At 70.3% G+C, this 16,218-nt stretch carries 12 protein-coding genes; 7 read left to right on the forward strand and 5 right to left on the reverse strand.

Features of this window, described 5'->3' with window-relative positions; translation table 11 throughout:
- The 3 genes from ABR571_RS17060 to ABR571_RS17070 all read right to left on the reverse strand — a co-directional run.
- Nucleotides 1-857, reverse strand: an 857-nt coding sequence (locus tag ABR571_RS17060) for a proline racemase family protein (RefSeq protein ID WP_409454406.1), incomplete at its 3' end; no start/stop codon positions are given.
- 50 nt (nucleotides 858-907) lie between these two features.
- Complete coding sequence (locus ABR571_RS17065; protein ID WP_409454407.1) at nucleotides 908-2,398, reverse strand: MFS transporter; 1,491 nt, start codon at nucleotides 2,396-2,398, stop codon at nucleotides 908-910.
- A 64-nt stretch (nucleotides 2,399-2,462) separates the two neighbouring features.
- The gene (locus ABR571_RS17070) at nucleotides 2,463-3,371 is read right to left on the reverse strand and encodes an RNA polymerase sigma-70 factor (protein WP_409454408.1); all 909 of its coding nucleotides are present in this window, start codon (nucleotides 3,369-3,371) and stop codon (nucleotides 2,463-2,465) included.
- A gap of 192 nt (nucleotides 3,372-3,563) precedes the next feature.
- On the opposite strand from ABR571_RS17070, the gene ABR571_RS17075 reads away from it, so the two are divergent.
- The gene (locus tag ABR571_RS17075; protein WP_409454409.1) at nucleotides 3,564-4,046 is read left to right on the forward strand and encodes a carboxymuconolactone decarboxylase family protein; all 483 of its coding nucleotides are present in this window, start codon (nucleotides 3,564-3,566) and stop codon (nucleotides 4,044-4,046) included.
- Nucleotides 4,047-4,080: 34 nt separating this feature from the next.
- Here ABR571_RS17075 and ABR571_RS17080 read toward each other — a convergent pair whose 3' ends face one another.
- Nucleotides 4,081-5,685, reverse strand: a complete 1,605-nt coding sequence (locus tag ABR571_RS17080; RefSeq protein WP_409454410.1) for a phospholipase D family protein — start codon at nucleotides 5,683-5,685, stop codon at nucleotides 4,081-4,083.
- A gap of 91 nt (nucleotides 5,686-5,776) precedes the next feature.
- On the opposite strand from ABR571_RS17080, the gene ABR571_RS17085 reads away from it, so the two are divergent.
- From ABR571_RS17085 to ABR571_RS17110, 6 genes are all read left to right on the forward strand, one after another.
- Nucleotides 5,777-6,694, forward strand: a complete 918-nt coding sequence (locus tag ABR571_RS17085) for an ABC transporter ATP-binding protein (RefSeq protein WP_409454411.1) — start codon at nucleotides 5,777-5,779, stop codon at nucleotides 6,692-6,694.
- Nucleotides 6,691-7,515, forward strand: a complete 825-nt coding sequence (locus ABR571_RS17090; protein WP_409454412.1) for an ABC transporter permease — start codon at nucleotides 6,691-6,693, stop codon at nucleotides 7,513-7,515. Before ABR571_RS17085 ends, ABR571_RS17090 begins: the two co-directional genes overlap by 4 nt.
- 65 nt (nucleotides 7,516-7,580) lie before the next feature.
- Nucleotides 7,581-10,313, forward strand: coding sequence for an ATP-binding protein (locus ABR571_RS17095; protein ID WP_409454413.1), 2,733 nt, complete (start codon nucleotides 7,581-7,583; stop codon nucleotides 10,311-10,313).
- Between the two features lie 194 nt (nucleotides 10,314-10,507).
- Entirely contained in the window at nucleotides 10,508-14,392 is a 3,885-nt protein-coding gene (locus ABR571_RS17100) for an AAA family ATPase (RefSeq protein ID WP_409454414.1), read from the forward strand.
- A gap of 90 nt (nucleotides 14,393-14,482) precedes the next feature.
- Nucleotides 14,483-15,061, forward strand: a complete 579-nt coding sequence (locus tag ABR571_RS17105) for a PadR family transcriptional regulator (RefSeq protein ID WP_409454415.1) — start codon at nucleotides 14,483-14,485, stop codon at nucleotides 15,059-15,061.
- Nucleotides 15,054-15,341: a DUF2218 domain-containing protein gene (locus ABR571_RS17110; protein WP_409454416.1), complete on the forward strand. Its 288-nt coding sequence runs from the start codon at nucleotides 15,054-15,056 to the stop codon at nucleotides 15,339-15,341. The genes ABR571_RS17105 and ABR571_RS17110 overlap by 8 nt, the downstream gene beginning before the upstream one ends.
- Before the next feature lie 18 nt (nucleotides 15,342-15,359).
- On the opposite strand, the gene ABR571_RS17115 is transcribed toward ABR571_RS17110, so the two are convergent.
- Complete coding sequence (locus tag ABR571_RS17115) at nucleotides 15,360-15,782, reverse strand: ATP-binding protein (RefSeq protein ID WP_409454417.1); 423 nt, start codon at nucleotides 15,780-15,782, stop codon at nucleotides 15,360-15,362.
- Between the last annotated feature and the right edge of the window lie 436 nt (nucleotides 15,783-16,218).

Raw genomic sequence — 16,218 nt, forward strand, 5'->3', positions numbered from 1 at the left:
ATCGACTCGTGCCGCAGCACCCTGCCGGCCGGCAATCGCCCGTCGGCGGACAGCACCGCGAGCCGCGCGCAGGTCCCCGACCCGCAGGGCGACCGGTCGACCTCCCCGTCGGCGAACACGGTCACATTGCGCTGGTGCACCGTGCCGTCGTTCTCACCCAAATCGTCGAACCAGATCGTCCCGTACATGCCGTTCAGGCGGTGGTCGGTCGGGTGCACGGCATGATCGGTGTCGTTGAGGGCCCACTTGATCTCCCGGCCGAGCGCGATGAGCTGACCGAGGTGTTCGGGTGTTACCGCGAGATCGAGTTGCGCAGCCGGCAGCGTCGCGTAGATCGCTCCGCCGTACGCGACGGTCACCCGGACCGCGCCACGAGAGGTGTCGACGGCGACGTCGCGGGCGACCACCCAGCTGGGCACGTTGACGAAGTCGACCGCGACCACTAGCGCGTCTTCCCGATGCACCCGCGCGGTGACCCGTCCGGACGGCACGTCGATCACGACGTCGACGCTGCCGTCATCCGGCGCCCCAACTCGGCCGCTGTCCACCGCCCAGGCACCCAACGCGATCGTGCCGTGTCCGCACGCCGTCGAGAAGCCGTCCTTGTGCCAGAACAGCACGCCCAGATCGGCGCCGTAGTCGTCCGGCGGCACGACGAACCCGCCGTACATGTCCGCATGGCCGCGAGGCTCGGAACAGAGGACGGCGCGCAGCTGCTGGACGGCCGGATCCTCGATGGCGCGGGCGCGGCGGTCGGCCACCGTGTGCCCCGGGATCGGTACCGGAGGGTCGGCCACGATCCGGAACGGCTCACCGGCGGTGTGGTAGTCGGTCGTGGCAATCGTCGGGGGCAGCACAAGGCCAGCCTGTCAGGTCGCGCCGATGGTGGCCGCCGCGACCGCTCCCGTCAGCCCGCCTCGGCGGCCAGAGCCGGTTTGTCGAGGCTCGCCGTACCGAGTCGCTCGTCGTCGGTGACCGGCTCCGGCTGGCTGGGCCGGGCCGGCAACACGAACAGCGCCACCGCGGCGGCGAGCACGAGGAGAACCGACGACACCGCGAAGGCCCGCGTGTAGCCCGCGGTCTGGGCCACGCCAGCGCCGGAGCCCATCAACGCGTGGGTTCGGGAGGCCGCGATCGTCAACAGTGCGGCCAGTCCGAGCGATCCGCCGATCTGGCGGGTCGTGTTGATGAGGCCGGAGGCCAGGCCGGCGTCGCGCCGGTCGACGCCGGTGGTGGCCGACAACGTCACCGGCACGAACGACATGCCGATGCCGAACGTGATCATGGCGCCGGGCAGGCCGATGTGCAGCGCGTAGGAGCTGGTGGCGTGCAACCGTGACAGCAACAGCAGCCCGGTGGCCGAGATCAACGGGCCGATGGCCAGCAGTGGCCGCGAGCCGACCCGGTCCACGATCCGCGACGACAACTGCGTGCCGACGATGATCGCCAAGGGCATGGGCAGGAACGCGAAACCGGTGCGCAGCGGGCTGTAGCCGTGCACGTCCTGCAGATACTGCGACAGGAAGAAGAACAGCGAGAACATAACCGCGCCGATCAGGATCATGATCAGGTTGGCCCCGGTCAGTGCGCGGGACCGGAAGATCCGCAGCGGCACCAGTGGGTGCCGGTGCCGGCTCTCCACCCGCAGGAAGCCGGCAATCAGGACAGCGCCCACGGCCAGCGATGTGAGCACGAGCGGCGAACCCCACGAGTGGCTGTCGGTCGAGACGACACCGTAGGTCAGCGCAACCAGGCCACCGGTGACGGTGAGGGCGCCGAGCCAGTCCAGCGTCGGACGCTCGCCCTCGCCGCGGGACTCGGTGATGGCGAACCGGGCAACCGCGAGCACCAGCAACCCGATCGGCACGTTGATGAACAAGATCCACCGCCAGGACAGCAGATCGGTCAGCACGCCCCCGGCGAGGACGCCGGTGGCGCCGCCGGCGCCGGCGACGGCACTCCAAGCACCCAGGGCCCTGGCGCGAGCGCGTGGGTCGGTGAACGTCGTGGTCAGGATCGTCAGGGTGGCCGGCGACAGCACCGCGCCGCCCAGTCCTTGCAGCCCACGGGCGACGATCAGCTGGCCGCCGCTCTGCGCGAGGCCGCCCAGCAGCGAGGTCAGCGAGAACAGCGCGACGCCGATGAGGAAAAGCCGGCGCCGTCCCCAGAGGTCGGCAGCCCGTCCACCCAACAACAGGAAGCCGGCGAAGCTCAGCGTGTAGGCGTTGAGCACCCACGCGAGGCCGTTCTGGCTCATGGACAGGTCACGCCGCATGTCCGGCAGGGCGACGTTCACAATGCTGATGTCGAGGACGACCATGAATTGGGCGACACAGACGACCGCCAGCACGAGACCGGTCGATCGGGTCCGCAGCGACTTGCTCAGGTCAACACTCATATGTTGGTCGAGCACCGGGCGCGCCGCCGCTATTCCCGCCCGGCGTGTCGGCCAGGCCGCGGGGTCAGCGTCGCAGCCGGATCTCCTGCGTCATGTGGGAGAGCTTTTCCGGGTTGCGCACGGCGTACAGGGCGGTGATCAGGCCGTCGTCGATGCGCAGGGTCACGACGGTGTCGATGGCGTCGTCGAAGCGCAGGACCAGCGCCGGGTGGCCGTTGACCTGCGCCGGCAGCAGTGATCCGCCGGCAATCCGCCCCAGCCCGTTGGCCAGAACACGGCCGACGCGGTCGGCTCCCTTGACCGGGTTGAGCACGGCCTGCGCGATTCCGCCACCGTCGCCGACCAGCACGACGTCCGGCGCGAGCAGGTCGAGCAGGCCTTGCAGATCACCGGTTTCGACCGCCCGCTGGAACGCCTTGAGCGCGTCGCGGGTCTCAGCCGCCGTCGCAACACCGCGCGAACGGCGCGCGGCGACGTGGTCGCGGGCTCGGTGCGCGATCTGCCGGACCGCAGCCGGGCTCTTGTCGACGGCCGCGGCGATCTCGTCGTAGTCGACGTCGAACACCTCGCGCAGCACGAACACCGCACGTTCGGTCGGGCTCAGCGTCTCGAGGACCAACATCATGGCCATCGAGACGCTCTCGGCCAGCTCGACGTCATCGGCGACATCGGGCGCGGTCAGGAGCGGTTCGGGCAGCCAGGCGCCGACGTAGGACTCCTTGCGGCGGCCGAGCGTGCGCAGGCGGCTCAGCGACTGGCGCGTGGTGATCTGCACCAGATAGGCCCGCTGATCGCGCACCTTTTCGAGATCGACGCCGACCCACCGCAGCCAAGTCTCCTGCAACACGTCCTCGGCGTCGCTGGCCGAGCCGAGAATCTCGTAGGCCACGGTGAAGAGCAGGTTGCGGTGCGTGGCGTAGATGTCAGTCGCCCGGGCGGCACGAGCCGTGCCGCCCACCGCTCGCTCCCCCACGCGTCGCTCCCTCCACTCGTCCCCGACCGTCTCGCACACAAGATGCCGACGAGTGCGGACTTGTGACAGCCGCGGCCCATGACATTGGTCAATCCGCGACGACGTCACAGCCGCGACCGCGCCGGAGTCTTCATGTTCGCAAGGCGCCGTGCCGACGGGCGGCACGGGCTGACAACGAGGAGTGGCGAATTCATGGAACCCCGTATCGACCTGATGAACAACGAGCTCGGCGCCGCAATCGGCACGCGGATCTTCAACGTCAATCTCGCGATCGAGCAGTCGACGCTCCCACCAGCGACGCGGGAGCTGGTGTCGTTGCGGGCCAGTCAGCTAAACGGCTGTGGCTGGTGCGTCGACATCCACGCCAAGGAAGCGACGGCGGCGGGCGAGACGCCACTGCGGCTCAATCTGGTCGCCGCCTGGCGGCACGCCGACGTGTTCACCGATGCCGAGCGGGCGGCGCTCGCGCTCGCTGACGAAGGCACCCGGCTGGCCGACGGCGCCGGCGTCTCGGACGAGACGTGGGCCCGCGTGCGCACGCACTATGACGACGACCAGATCGTCGCGCTAATCTCGCTGATCGCGCTCATCAACGCGACCAACCGCATGGCGGTGATCGCCGGGCTGCCCGGCGGCGCCTACGAGCCCGGTCTGTTCGCCCGACTGGCGAGCTGATCGACCGCCGTCCCTGGGGCGCCCGGCGCGTCCGTCACGAGAAGCGGTGGCGGTAGCGCAGCCGCAACGGGCGCCCGTCCGGGTCGAGGACGAGACGGTACAGCGGTGTCGCCCAGGCGAGAGTACGGCGAGGAAGACGCTTCATCTCGTACGGGCGGAGCCGACCGGGCGGTCGGGGCCCGGTTCGGCCCTTGTCGTGCCAACGCTGCAGTTCGGCGGCACTGTCGGCGAACGCCTCGAACACCTCGACGGGATCGATGAGCCCGGCTTCGTCGCCCTCGCTGCGGTCGAGGTGTTCGGCGGCGAGCCGGAGGCGCAGCCGCCGGGCGAACTGCCGTGCGCCGTCTCCGTAGCCGTCGATCACGTCCGGTGCGCGGCCGTCGCGCAGGTCGTCGAGGACGGCGCAGGTCAGTTCGGAGTCGTGCGTCCAGGATCGACGGTTGATGTTGTCGGAACCGACCGAGGCCCAGACGTCGTCGACGATGCAGGTCTTGGCGTGCACGTAGATCGGAATGCCCGCGGCATTCTCGATCCCGTAGACGGCGACCCGGTCGGGCGCGGCGGCTCGTAGGGCGTCCAGCGCCTGCTGCCGGCCGACCAGGTTGGCCGGCATGGACACCGCCCCGTCCTGGTCCGGATAGTGCGGGATGACGGCGATCAGGCGCAGGTTCCGCTGCCTCGTCAAGGCCTCGGCCAGACACCGCACCACGTCGTGCGACCACAGGTACTGATCCTCGATGTAGATCAAGCTGCGGGCCCGCTCGATCACCTTGTGGTACCCGAGCGCCACCGATCGTTCGCCGGACGGGGCGAACGGGTATCCGGGATGCCTGTTGGCGTAGGTGCGCAGCAGCTGGACGTACGCGCTCCCGCGCGGTGCGGGATCAGGTAACTGCGGCGGCAGGGGACGGGCACGGCGCGGGGTGTGGCGGACCGCCTCGCTGATGCGGTCGATGGGATTGCGCGTGAGCGGCGCGGGATCGTCCCACCGTTCGCGGAACACCGTCTCGACGTCACCCACAGCCGGGCCGCGGATCGCGAGCTGAATGTCGTGCCACGGTGGCCGATCGCCGTACACCGCCGCCATGGGTTGCCGCTGCGGATCACCGGCGTGCTCGTGGGAGTCGCGTCGGCTGTGGCACAGGTCGATGCCGCCGACGAACGCCACATCCAGTTCCGGACGGCCGCTGTGTCGCAAGACGACGAACTTCTGGTGGTGTGATCCGCCCGGGCGCACTCGCTGGTCGAGCAGGCACTGGCCGCCGGCGGCCTCGATGTCCTCGCCGAGGTGGCGGTTCTGTTGTTCGCTGAACGACAGACGGTCCATGTGCGAACGCCAGACGAGGCCGCGGACGACGACGCCTCGCTCCGCGGCGGCGCACAGGGCCCGGCTGACCTCGGTGCCATCCTCGTCGAGAGCCTGGTCCGGATCCCCACGCCAGTCCGTGAAGAGCGCGAGGTCGTCGGCCCGAAGACGCTCCAAGCAGGTCAGCAACTCGCGGAAGTACACCGCGCCGTGGATCAGCGGTGTGACATCGTTGCCGGCGGTCCATGCCGTTCCCTCTGGGTGGCGCCGATCGAGCTCGGTGGCCGGGTTGTGCCGCTGCGGTGCGGAGAGATACCAGTCGGTGACGCTCATCCACCGATCATGCCCATCGACGGGGCTCCCCAACGGTGCGGACGCTGAGATGGAAGCTCTGAGCCTCACCTACGCGGTGTAGACCGGTTGCATGATTCAGGTGGACGGGCTCACGAAGCGCTACGGCGACAAGGTGGCGGTCAAAGACCTGACCTTCACCGTCCAGCCCGGCGTCGTAACCGGGTTCCTCGGGCCCAACGGCGCGGGCAAGTCAACCACGATGCGGGTGATCGCCGGTTTGGATGCGCCGACGGCGGGGTCGGTGCTCGTCAACGGGCGCCGCTACCGCGACGCCGTGGCGCCGATGGCCGAGCTGGGCATCCTGCTCGAGGCCCGCGCGGTCCACACGAGCCGGTCGGCGCGCAATCACCTGCTCGCCCTCGCGCAGACGAACGGCGTACCGCGTTCGCGCGTGAACGAGCTCATCGAGCTCGTCGGACTGCACGAGGTCGCCCGCAAGCGAGCCGGTGGCTTCTCGCTGGGTATGGGACAGCGTCTGGGCATCGCGTCGGCGTTGCTGGGTGACCCGCAGACCGTCGTGCTGGACGAGCCGGTAAACGGCCTGGATCCGGAAGGCATTCAGTGGGTCCGCCACCTGCTGAGGAGCATCGCCGCGCAGGGCCGGACCGTCTTCGTGTCCTCACACCTGATGAGTGAGATGTCGCTGACCGCCGATCACTTGATCGTCGTCGGCCGTGGCGAGCTCATCGTCGACGTCGACGTCGCCGAGTTCGTCGCGATGGCCTCGACGAACATCGTGCGGGTGCGGACACCGCAGGCGGCCGAGTTGCGCGAGCACCTGCTCGGCCCGGATGTCACGGTGAGCGGTCCGGAGCCCGGCGTCCTCGAGGTCCAGGGCCTCACGGCCGAGCAGATCGGCGATGTCGCGTACGAGCGACGGATCCGCGTGCACGAGCTCGTCGTCCAGAAGGCGTCGTTGGAAGAGGCGTTCATGGAGATGACGCGAGACTCGGTCGAGTTCCACGCCCACACCGGGAACCACGCGTGACCGCCCAGTTGGACCCGCGCCCGTCGCTCGGCGCTCCGACGACCCTGAAGGTGACCCAGACCAGGGTCATCAGGTCCGAGTGGACGAAGTTCCGCTCGTTACGTTCGACCAACATCGCGCTGCTGGTCGCCGTTGTCCTGACCATCGGGCTGGCCGCGCTGATCTGCGGTGTGACGGCCGCGCACTGGGCCCACGCCGACGCCGGCGAGCGAGCCCGATTCAACGCCGCCGATCGCAGCCTGGGTGGAGTGCACATCTCGCAGCTCGTCGTCGGCGTGCTCGGCGTCCTGCTCATCACCGGCGAATACGCCACCGGGATGATCCGGGCGTCACTGACCGTCGTGCCTAAGCGGCTGCCCGTCCTCTTGGCGAAGCTGATCGTCTTCATCGCCGTCATCGGACCGCTGATGATCGCGTCCGCCTTCGCCGCGTTCTTCGTCGGCCAGGCGCTGCTGTCGGGCCGTCACATCGACGTCGCGATCTCCAGCCCGCACGCGCTCAGAATGGTCATCGGGGCCGGCGGCTATCTGCTCCTCGTCGGCATCATCGGGATGGCGCTCGGCGCCGTTCTGCGCAACACCGCCGCCGGCATATCGGCCCTCGTCGCCCTGTTCTTCGTCATCCCACCGCTGATGGACCTGTTGCCCAACAGTTGGGCCGACAACATCGGTCCATACCTGCCCTCCAACGCCGGGGACGCGTTCTGGGGATCTCCCGAGGGCGCTCATCTGTCCGCGCTGAAGGGCTTCCTCGTGCTCTGCGTGTGGGCGGCGGCCGCCGTCGGCGCTGCTGCGATCCGGCTGAGCACCCACGACGCCTAGCGCGCCGCGCCCAAAATGCGGCGGCGCGGCATGCGATCAGTGCCCGGCTTGGGCAGACTGAGGCGGTGGCGGCGTTACCCAGCGGGTTGGTCACGTTCATGTTCACGGACATGGTGGCGTCGACCCGGCTGCATCACGCCCTCGGTGCCCGCTACGTCGACCTCATCGAGGCGCACAACCAGCTGCTGAGCGAGACCGCCGAGAAGCACGAAGGGCGGGTCGTCAAGCGGCTCGGTGACGGGGTGCTGATCGTGTTCGGGACCGCGACCGACGCCGTCGCCGCGGCGCAGCAGGCGCAGACCGAGATGGCCCGGTACCCCTGGCCGGGCGGGGTCGAGGTCGCCATCCGGATCGGTCTGCATTCCGGCGACGCCGTGCCGCGCGACGACGACTACGTCTCGCTCGTCGTGCACCAGGCGGCGCGCGTGGTGGTGGCGGCAGAGGGCGGGCAGGTGCTGCTCACCGAGACGGTCGCCGATCAGCTCGATCCCTCGACGCTGCATTTTCTCGGCCGATTCCTGCTGCGCGACTTCGACGAGCCGCAGCGCCTGTTCCAACCCGTCACCGACGAGGTGCGACAGCCCCATGCGCTCCCCGCCGAAGCGTGGCTCACCCGGCCGCGGACCAGCTTCGTCGGGCGCAGCAAGGAACTCGACCATGTGCGCAACTGCGTGCGCACCGATCGTCTCGTCACGCTCGTCGCGCCGGGCGGCGCCGGCAAGACCAGGCTGGCGTTCGAAGTGGCGGCCGAGCTGAGCCAGGTGGACCGCTACGAGGTCTGGGTCGCCGACTTCGCCGCGCTGCGGGCCGACTCGCCGGTCGACGGCACGATCGCCGCCGCCGTCGGGGCCGGCGACGACACGGCGGTCGAGCCGCTCGAGGCCGCCGCCGCCGCCCTCGCGCCGAGCCGGGGCCTGCTGCTGCTGGACAACTGCGAGCACGTCATCGACCACGCCGCGGCCGCGGCCGACATGCTGCTCAACCGGGCTCCGGACGTGACCATCCTGGCGACCAGCCGCGCGCCCCTGCGCGTGCCCGGCGAGCGGGTGGTGCGGGTGGATCCGCTGGAACTTCCGTCCCCCGACCTGCACGACCCGGCGACCCTGATGGAACTGGACGCGATCCGGCTGTTCGTCGCGCGGGCCACGGCGGCCGGTCTCGAGACGGATCTCAGTACGGCCGTGCATCCCATCGCCAGCATCGTGCGCAAGCTGGACGGGTTGCCGCTCGCGCTCGAGCTCGCCGCCGCGCGGGCGCCGGCCTTCGGGCTGGCCGAGATGAACGACGCCCTGGATGAGCCGTTGCAGGCGTTGGACACCGGGTCGCGCGGCGGCGCCGAGCGGCACCAGACGCTCGAGCGGGTCATCCGGTGGAGCTACGACCTGCTCGGCGAGGACGAGCGCGCCGTGCTGCGTCGGGTGGCAGTCTTCGGCGGCGGGTTCACCTTGCCTGCGGCGGCGGAGGTTTGCGCGTTCGGGGGCTTGACGGCGGCGGCGGCCCGATCCGGTGTCGTCTCCCTGGCTGAGAAGTCACTGCTGCGGACGGTCAGCGGCGACGCCGGCGCCCGCTACCGCTGCCTCGTGTCGATCGGCTTGTTCGCCCGCGACCGGGCCCGCGAGGCCGGCGACTACGAGGAGTCAGTGGCTCGGCACCTGGCCTGGATCACGGCTGTGGCCGTCGAGGCGCAGGTGGCGGTGCACGGGCGCAACCAGCTCCAGGCCCTGCGGACCATGCGCGACGAGGCCGCGAACGTGCAAGCCGCGGGCGAGCGCGCCCTTCAGCGCAATCCGGAGGCGGCGCTCGTCCTGGCCGTGGCCGCGGCGGAACCCCTGCGGTGGACACGTCAGGTCCGCGCGCTGTTGGAGAAGGCGCTGGCGACGGCGGACTCGGCGCCCGCGGGTTTGCGGGCCCGGGGTCGGTTTCTCCTGATGATGGACGACTGGACGACCGCCGGGGAGTCCCCGGACACCGTGGCCGAACTTCAGGCGCTCATCGCCGCGATGGTCGAAGCAGGTGACACCCGCAGCGTCGCGGAGGCGCGGATCCTGCTCGCGTCCTACCTCGACCGGGTGGGACAACGCGAGCAGGCGCAGGCCGAGCTCACCGAAGCGCGCAAACTGGCCCGCGCGCTGGACGACCAGTACCTGCTCGCGACCGAGGTGTGGGAGCGCGGATGGGAATGCATCCCGCACGGCGAGTACGGGCGCTGCGCCGACCTGCTGCGCGAGGCGGCGGCGCTCTTCGGCCGGATCGGCAATCGGCTGCTCGAGGCGCGGGTGACGCTCGGCCTCGGCTTCGTGCAGGGCGCGCAGGGCGACTGGGCCGCGCAGGCCGAGTTGGCGCGCGCTGCCCTGAGCACGTTCGACGAGTTCGGCGCCGAGCGACCTAGGTTCCTGGCGCACGTGCGGATCCTGGCGGCCGAGCGCGAGCTGGGGAACCTGCGGGCGGCCGCGCACCACGGGCGCGTCGGCTGGCAAGGGCTGAGCCGACTCGGGCGGGCCGAACGGTACGTGCTCAGCGACATGGGGCGGGAGACCGCGATGCTGCTCGCCCTGGCCGGCGAGGTGCAGGCCGCGGTGGTGATCTTCGGCTGGCAACGGGCCCTCATCCAGACCATGGGCGCGCTCGAGGACGAGCCCGAGGTAGAAGTGATCGCGCGCGCCCTCGAGCTCATCTACGCGGCGATGCCGATCGAGGCGGCGGACGCGGCCATGGCCCGCGGCGCCGCGAGCGATGACGAGACGATCACCCGGATAGCGCTGGACGCCCTCGAACGGATCGACCCGCGCGACGACTGAGAGACGCTAGTGACGTCCAGCGTCTGGGGCTGCCGGCCTGAGCGAGCACATCATCCTGAGCGGGTATGTCCGATAGGCCGGAATTGTGCGAGCCCGCGGCGGTCAGCGCTATGTATCAGCAACACCGTGTACTTACTCTTGAGTCAGCGCCAGGGCTGAAAGGCCAGCGTCAGGCTCACGGGGGATCGAAATCGATGTCGCGCACGGTCAGCACGACGTTCTTGTTCACCGACCTGGTCGGTTCCACTCGCATGCTGGAACGGCTCGGGCCGGCGGGTGACGAGTTGCTGCGTCGCCACTTCACACTGCTCCGCTCGACGCTGACCGCCCACGGCGGACGCGAGGTGAAGAACCTGGGTGACGGATTGATGGTCACCTTCGCCACGCCGGCCGCCGGGGCCGCCTGCGCCGCGGCGATGCAGCGGGCGATCGCCCAGCACAACGCCACGTCCGCGGCCGAGTTCGCGCTCAGCCTGCGGGTCGGGGTGCACAGCGGTGACGCCGTCAGCGACGGGGACGACTACTTCGGCATGCCGGTCGTGATCGCCAAACGGCTCTGCGATCGCTGTGACAGCGGGCAGGTTCTGGTGTCCGAGGCCGTTCGCGACGTCGCCGGGGCCGCGGGCCTCGAGTTCGCCGACATGGGCTCGCTGTGGCTGAAGGGCTTGTCCGATCCGGTTCCGGCCGCGGCGCTCGACTGGGACGCCGTCGCGGCTCACGGGCTGGAACAGGCCGAGGCCAGCGAGAACGTGCCCTCGGCGGCGGGCCCGGCGATGCCGGCGCCGCTGACCACACTGGCCACCCGAGAGCTGATCGGCCGGCGCAGCGAGCTGTCCCTGCTGCGGCGCGAACTCGGGCAGGCTCAACGCGGCGGGCGCCGCCTCGTCCTGCTCGCCGGGGAACCGGGGATCGGCAAGACCCGGCTGGCGACCGAGCTTGCCATCCACGCCCACGCCCACGGCGCCGTCGTTCTCTACGGCCGTTGCGACGAAGGCGGGCTCATCCCCTTCCAGCCCGTCGTCGAGGCATTGGGGCGCTGGGTGGACCAGGTGCCCGACGTCCAGCTGCGGCGCCGGCCTCAGGAGGACTACGCCGCGCTGGCCAAGTTGCTACCCGTCCTGCGCCGCCGCTTCCCCAATCTGGTCGAGTCGCCTTCGGGTGACGCCGAGACCGAGCGCTACCGCCTCTTCGAGGCGATCGTCGCATTGCTCGATTCGACTGCGGTGCACGGACCGGTCGTCCTCGTCCTGGACGACCTGCACTGGGCCGATCCGGCGACCTTGCTGATCCTCAAGCACCTGATGCGCTCACCGACCTCGTCCAACCTGCTGATCATCGGGACCTACCGCGACGTCGAAGTCGGTCGCGGCCACCCCTTCGCCTCGGTGCTGCACGACCTGCGTCGGGAACGGGTGCCGCTCGAACGGGTGGAACTCGCCGGCCTGAGCCAGGCCGAGGTGACGGAGCTGATCACCTCGTGGGCGGGACAGCAGCCGCCCGAGCAGCTGACGAGAGCTGTCTGGCAGGAGACGGAAGGCCATCCCTTCTTCGTCGAGGAAGTGCTGCGACACCTGCTGGAGACCGGCGGCATCAAGGAGGCCGGTGGGCGCCTGGCCGCGGGCACGGCCCTGCGCATCGGCATCCCGGAATCGGTGCGCTCGGTCGTCGAGAGCCGCCTCGCCCGCCTGGACGAGCAGACCCAGCGGGTGCTGTCGATCGGCGCTGTTGTCGGGCGCGAGTTCAGCGCAGCAGTGGTCGAGAAGATCAGCGGCCTGTCCCCCGACCAGCTCTACGAGCATCTCGAAGAGGCGGCGAGCGCCCGGCTGGTCGTCGAGACGCAGGGCGGCCAGATCACCTACCGGTTCTCACATGCGCTGATCCAGGACACCCTGTACGAGCGCCTGGCCCGGTCCCACCGAACCAACTTGCACATGCGCGTCGGCGAGGCACTGGAAGAGCTCGGCGACACCCGTCCGGAACAGCACCTTCCGGGCCTGGCCCACCATTTTTTCAAGGCGGCCCGCACGAGCGAGGCATTGGACAAGGCCATCGAGTACGCGATTCGGGCCGCCGAGCTGGCAGCGGGTCAGCTCGCGTATGAAGCCGCAGCCGAGCAGTTGGAGAACGCGCTGCACGGCCTCGCCGTTCAGGGCGGGAACCTCGGGCTCCAGTGCGACCTCCTCCTCAGCCTCGGCGAGAACCTGTGGAACTCCGGCGAGTACGGGCAGGCTCGCGACGCGTTCGCGCGCGCGGCCGTCGTCGCCGAGCGGATGCGCTCCCCCAGTCAGCTGGCCGCCGCGGCACTGGGTCTCGGCGGGCGCATGGGCATGCCGCTGGAAGGCGGCATGGTCGACACGTTGCTCATCGAGACACTGGAGAAGGCCCTGCGCATGCTGCACGGCGGCGACTCGCCACTGCGCGCCCGCATGATGGGGCGCCTGGCCTCGGCGCTGTTGTTCAGCGAACGGGACAAGGCCAACGACCTCGGCCGCCAGGCGATCGCCATGGCCCGGCGCATCGACGACCCGGCGCTGCTCGCCCGCATCCTCGCCGACACCTGGCTCGCATGCTGGCGGGTGGGCAACCTGGACGAAAGGCTGCGCACCGCGGCCGAGATGGAGAAGCTCGCGGCGAAGGCCGAGTCGTCGGGCCCGCTGCTCGAAGCGCGGTTCTGGCGGGCGGCCACGCTGTTCGAAGCGGGCGACGTTGTCGCCGCCGAGCAGCATCTCGATCACAGCCGTGTCCTCGTCGACGAGTTGCGGCAGTCCTACTACACGTGGTTCCACACCCTGTACGAAGCCGGCCGCGCGATCATGCACGGCGACCTCACCGTCGGCGAACAGTTGATGTGGCAGGCCGTCGACACCGGCCAGACGAGCGACAACCCGTGCGCGGCCGAGCTTTTCGCGCCGCAGGTGCTGCATCTGCGGATCCTGCAGGGCCGGTGTGCCGAGATCCACGGCGGGTCGAAGTCGATCTCCGAGCACTTCCACACCATCCCGGCGTTCCGCGCCGGCCTCGCCTGCATCTATGCCGAGCTCGGCCTGGAGCCGGAGGCGCGGCGGGAATTCGAGCGCCTCGCGGTGAACGACTTCGCCGACGTGCCGGACGACGTCTTCTGGATCAGCACGATGGTTCTCAGCAGTGACGTCTGTGCCTTCCTCGGCGACACGCGCCGCGCGGAGACGCTGTACCGGTTGCTGCTGCCTCTGGCTGATCGTTATGCCGTGCTCGGCTCGGTGTCGGTTCCGGTGGGCACGGTCCAGCGCGCGCTCGGCGCCATGGCCACCCTCCTCGACCGGTTCTCGGCCGCCGACGAGCACCTGCAGCGCGCCGCCGCCTTCGAACAGCGAGTCGGCTCGCCGCCCGAGCTGGCCCGCGTACTCTGCGCGCAGGCGCGCATGCTGCTCAGCCGGAGCGGTACCGGCGACGTCGACCGGGCTGCCACCCTGCTCGACGAGGCCGACGAGCTGGCTCGCGCCCACCGGCTGGGCGGCATCGACCGCGCGGTGGCGCAGCTCCGCGCGACTACCGGTGGCCACGCGCCCGCGCCGCGGCAACGGCGCTCGTTCGGCGAAGTCACCGACGCGTGGCGCTACGGCGCCCGGGCCATGATCTCGACGCGTGGCCGGGCCGCCATGGGCCGGCTGGTCGGGGACGGCACCGACGCCGACCTCGAGAAGCGTTTCGGCTCACCGTTGGCGCTGCGCTCGGTCATGACAGCCATGGCCCGCGGATTCCAACCCAGCATGGCCTTCGGCTTCGAGGGCGAGATCCAGTTCGAGGTGCTGCCGAGCCGCGCCACCGAGCGCGATGACGACCGCAACTCCGACCACTGGTGGACGATCGAGGTCTCTGGCATCAAGGCCGTGGCGCGTCATCGCCCGGCCGAGAATCCCGCCGTCACGATCCGCGCGTCCGTCGCCGACTTCATCCGGTTGATCGCAGGCGCGGTGAATCCGGTGACCGTGTGGATCGACAAGCGGGTCCAGGTGGAGGGCGACCTCACGCTCGGCAATCGGCTCGTCGAGCTCTTCGGTGGCGAGGAACCGCTCGCCATCGCCGCCCAGTTGCGCTGACCGGGGCGGCCGACCCCGCGTACCTGAGGGTTGCATCGCAACCACTAACGATATATCGTTAGCGTCTCAACTACGAAAGGACATCGTTTGATGTACGACACCGAAACACCCTCCGGTTCGCGAGGAGGCTTCACCCGGCGCCATCGCGAGCACCATCCCCGCCGCCACGGCGGCCCCGGCGAGGGCCATCCGATGCACAGCCGCCGCGGCGGACGCGGCCGCGCGGCCCGTGGCGACATCCGCACGGCGCTGCTGCTGCTACTGGCCGACGAACCGATGCACGGCTACCAGCTCATGCGCGCGATCACCGATCGCAGCGGCGGCCGGTGGACGGCCAGCCCTGGGGCGGTCTACCCCACCATCAGCCAGCTCGAGGACGAGGGCCTGGCCACCGTGACCGCCGAGTCCGGGCGCCGGCTGGTCACGCTCACCGAGGCCGGCCGCAAACACGTCGCGGACAACGCTGACACCTGGGCCGACCCCTTCGCGAACTACGCCGCCGCCGGCCCTGGCGCCGACCTGCGTTCGGCGCTCGAGCACGTCCACAGCGCCGCCCGACAGGTCGCCCGCACCGGCAGCGACGAGCAGCTCACCGCCGCCTTGGCCATTCTGGACGAGGCCCGCCGCTCGCTGTACCTGCTGCTCGCCGACGGCCCGGCCCGTGACTGACGAATACCAGGCCACCGCTGCGGTGGCGACGGAAGCGGCGGCCCGGTATGCGAAGCAGCTTGTGTCGCACCTGGGCCGCCGGCTCGAGGTCCGCGAGGAAGACCGTGGAACCCGTCTCGTGTTCCCCAGCGGAAGTTGCCTCCTGGTCGTCTCTGACGTCGGCCTCGAGCTGATCGCCGGCGCCGCCGACGCCGCGAGCCTCGAGAACGTGAAGGACGTCGTCGCCCGCCATCTCGAACGCTTCGGACAGCGCAACGAACTGACCGTCCACTGGAATTGACGGCCCGCGCGCTGACGCCTAGCCGGAGTCGGGGCGACGCAACTCGAACCAGACGTCCTTCCCGTCGCCGACGTCGGTTCCGTCCACGCCCCACGATGCCGCCAGATGATTGACGATGACGAGACCCCGCCCGTGCGGTTGGCCGCTCGGGGCGCCCGGCGCGACCCAGGGCGGCATCGGGGCACCGCCGTCGTGCACCTCGACCCGGAGCCGGGCGACGTCGACCTGAAGCCGCAGCCGGATGTCCGGCCGCCCGTACCGTACCGCGTTGGTCACCAGTTCGGAGGCCAGCAGCGAGGCGTCGGCGCGCATTTCGCCGGGCAACGGGCTCGTCGCCGCGGCGACGAACTGGCGGGCCAGACGGGGCGCCGAATCGTCGAAGGGCAGAGCGGTACTGAGATCCGTGGCGGCTGTTCCGCCACCCTGGTTCCGCCCCTCCACGTCTGGACCCTCCCCCGCCTGGCCGACGAGGTAAACAGAGCCCACCAACGGGACCCGAACCTGGCCCGAACGTGAACGCTGGCCCCCGGCCGCAGGCGGCGCGGACGCGTAGTGAGCCTCTGCAGCGACCGCGATGGTAGGTGTGGCGCACGTCATCAGCGGGTGATCGGCGTGCAGTCCGTGTGCGGTCGCTGTGCGTCGGTGTGCGGTCGTCGCGCGTCGGAGCCCGGTTGCTGCACGACCCAGCCGATATCTGGCACGCTCTTCGCAGATCGGACCCATAACCCTTGGGGGGCAACGCACCGTGCAGAAGATGAGCGTCGTCGCGGCGAAGGCGACGAGCCGAGCCCGACGCTCTTTGTTGGGGCTGCTGATGCGGCTGCCCGGGGGCGACTCCGATCCCACCTCGCTGCTCGCCCGCTTCCCCGACGAGACG

Source organism: Jatrophihabitans sp., from assembly GCF_046262535.1.
In the GTDB taxonomy this organism is placed as follows: domain Bacteria; phylum Actinomycetota; class Actinomycetes; order Mycobacteriales; family Jatrophihabitantaceae; genus Jatrophihabitans.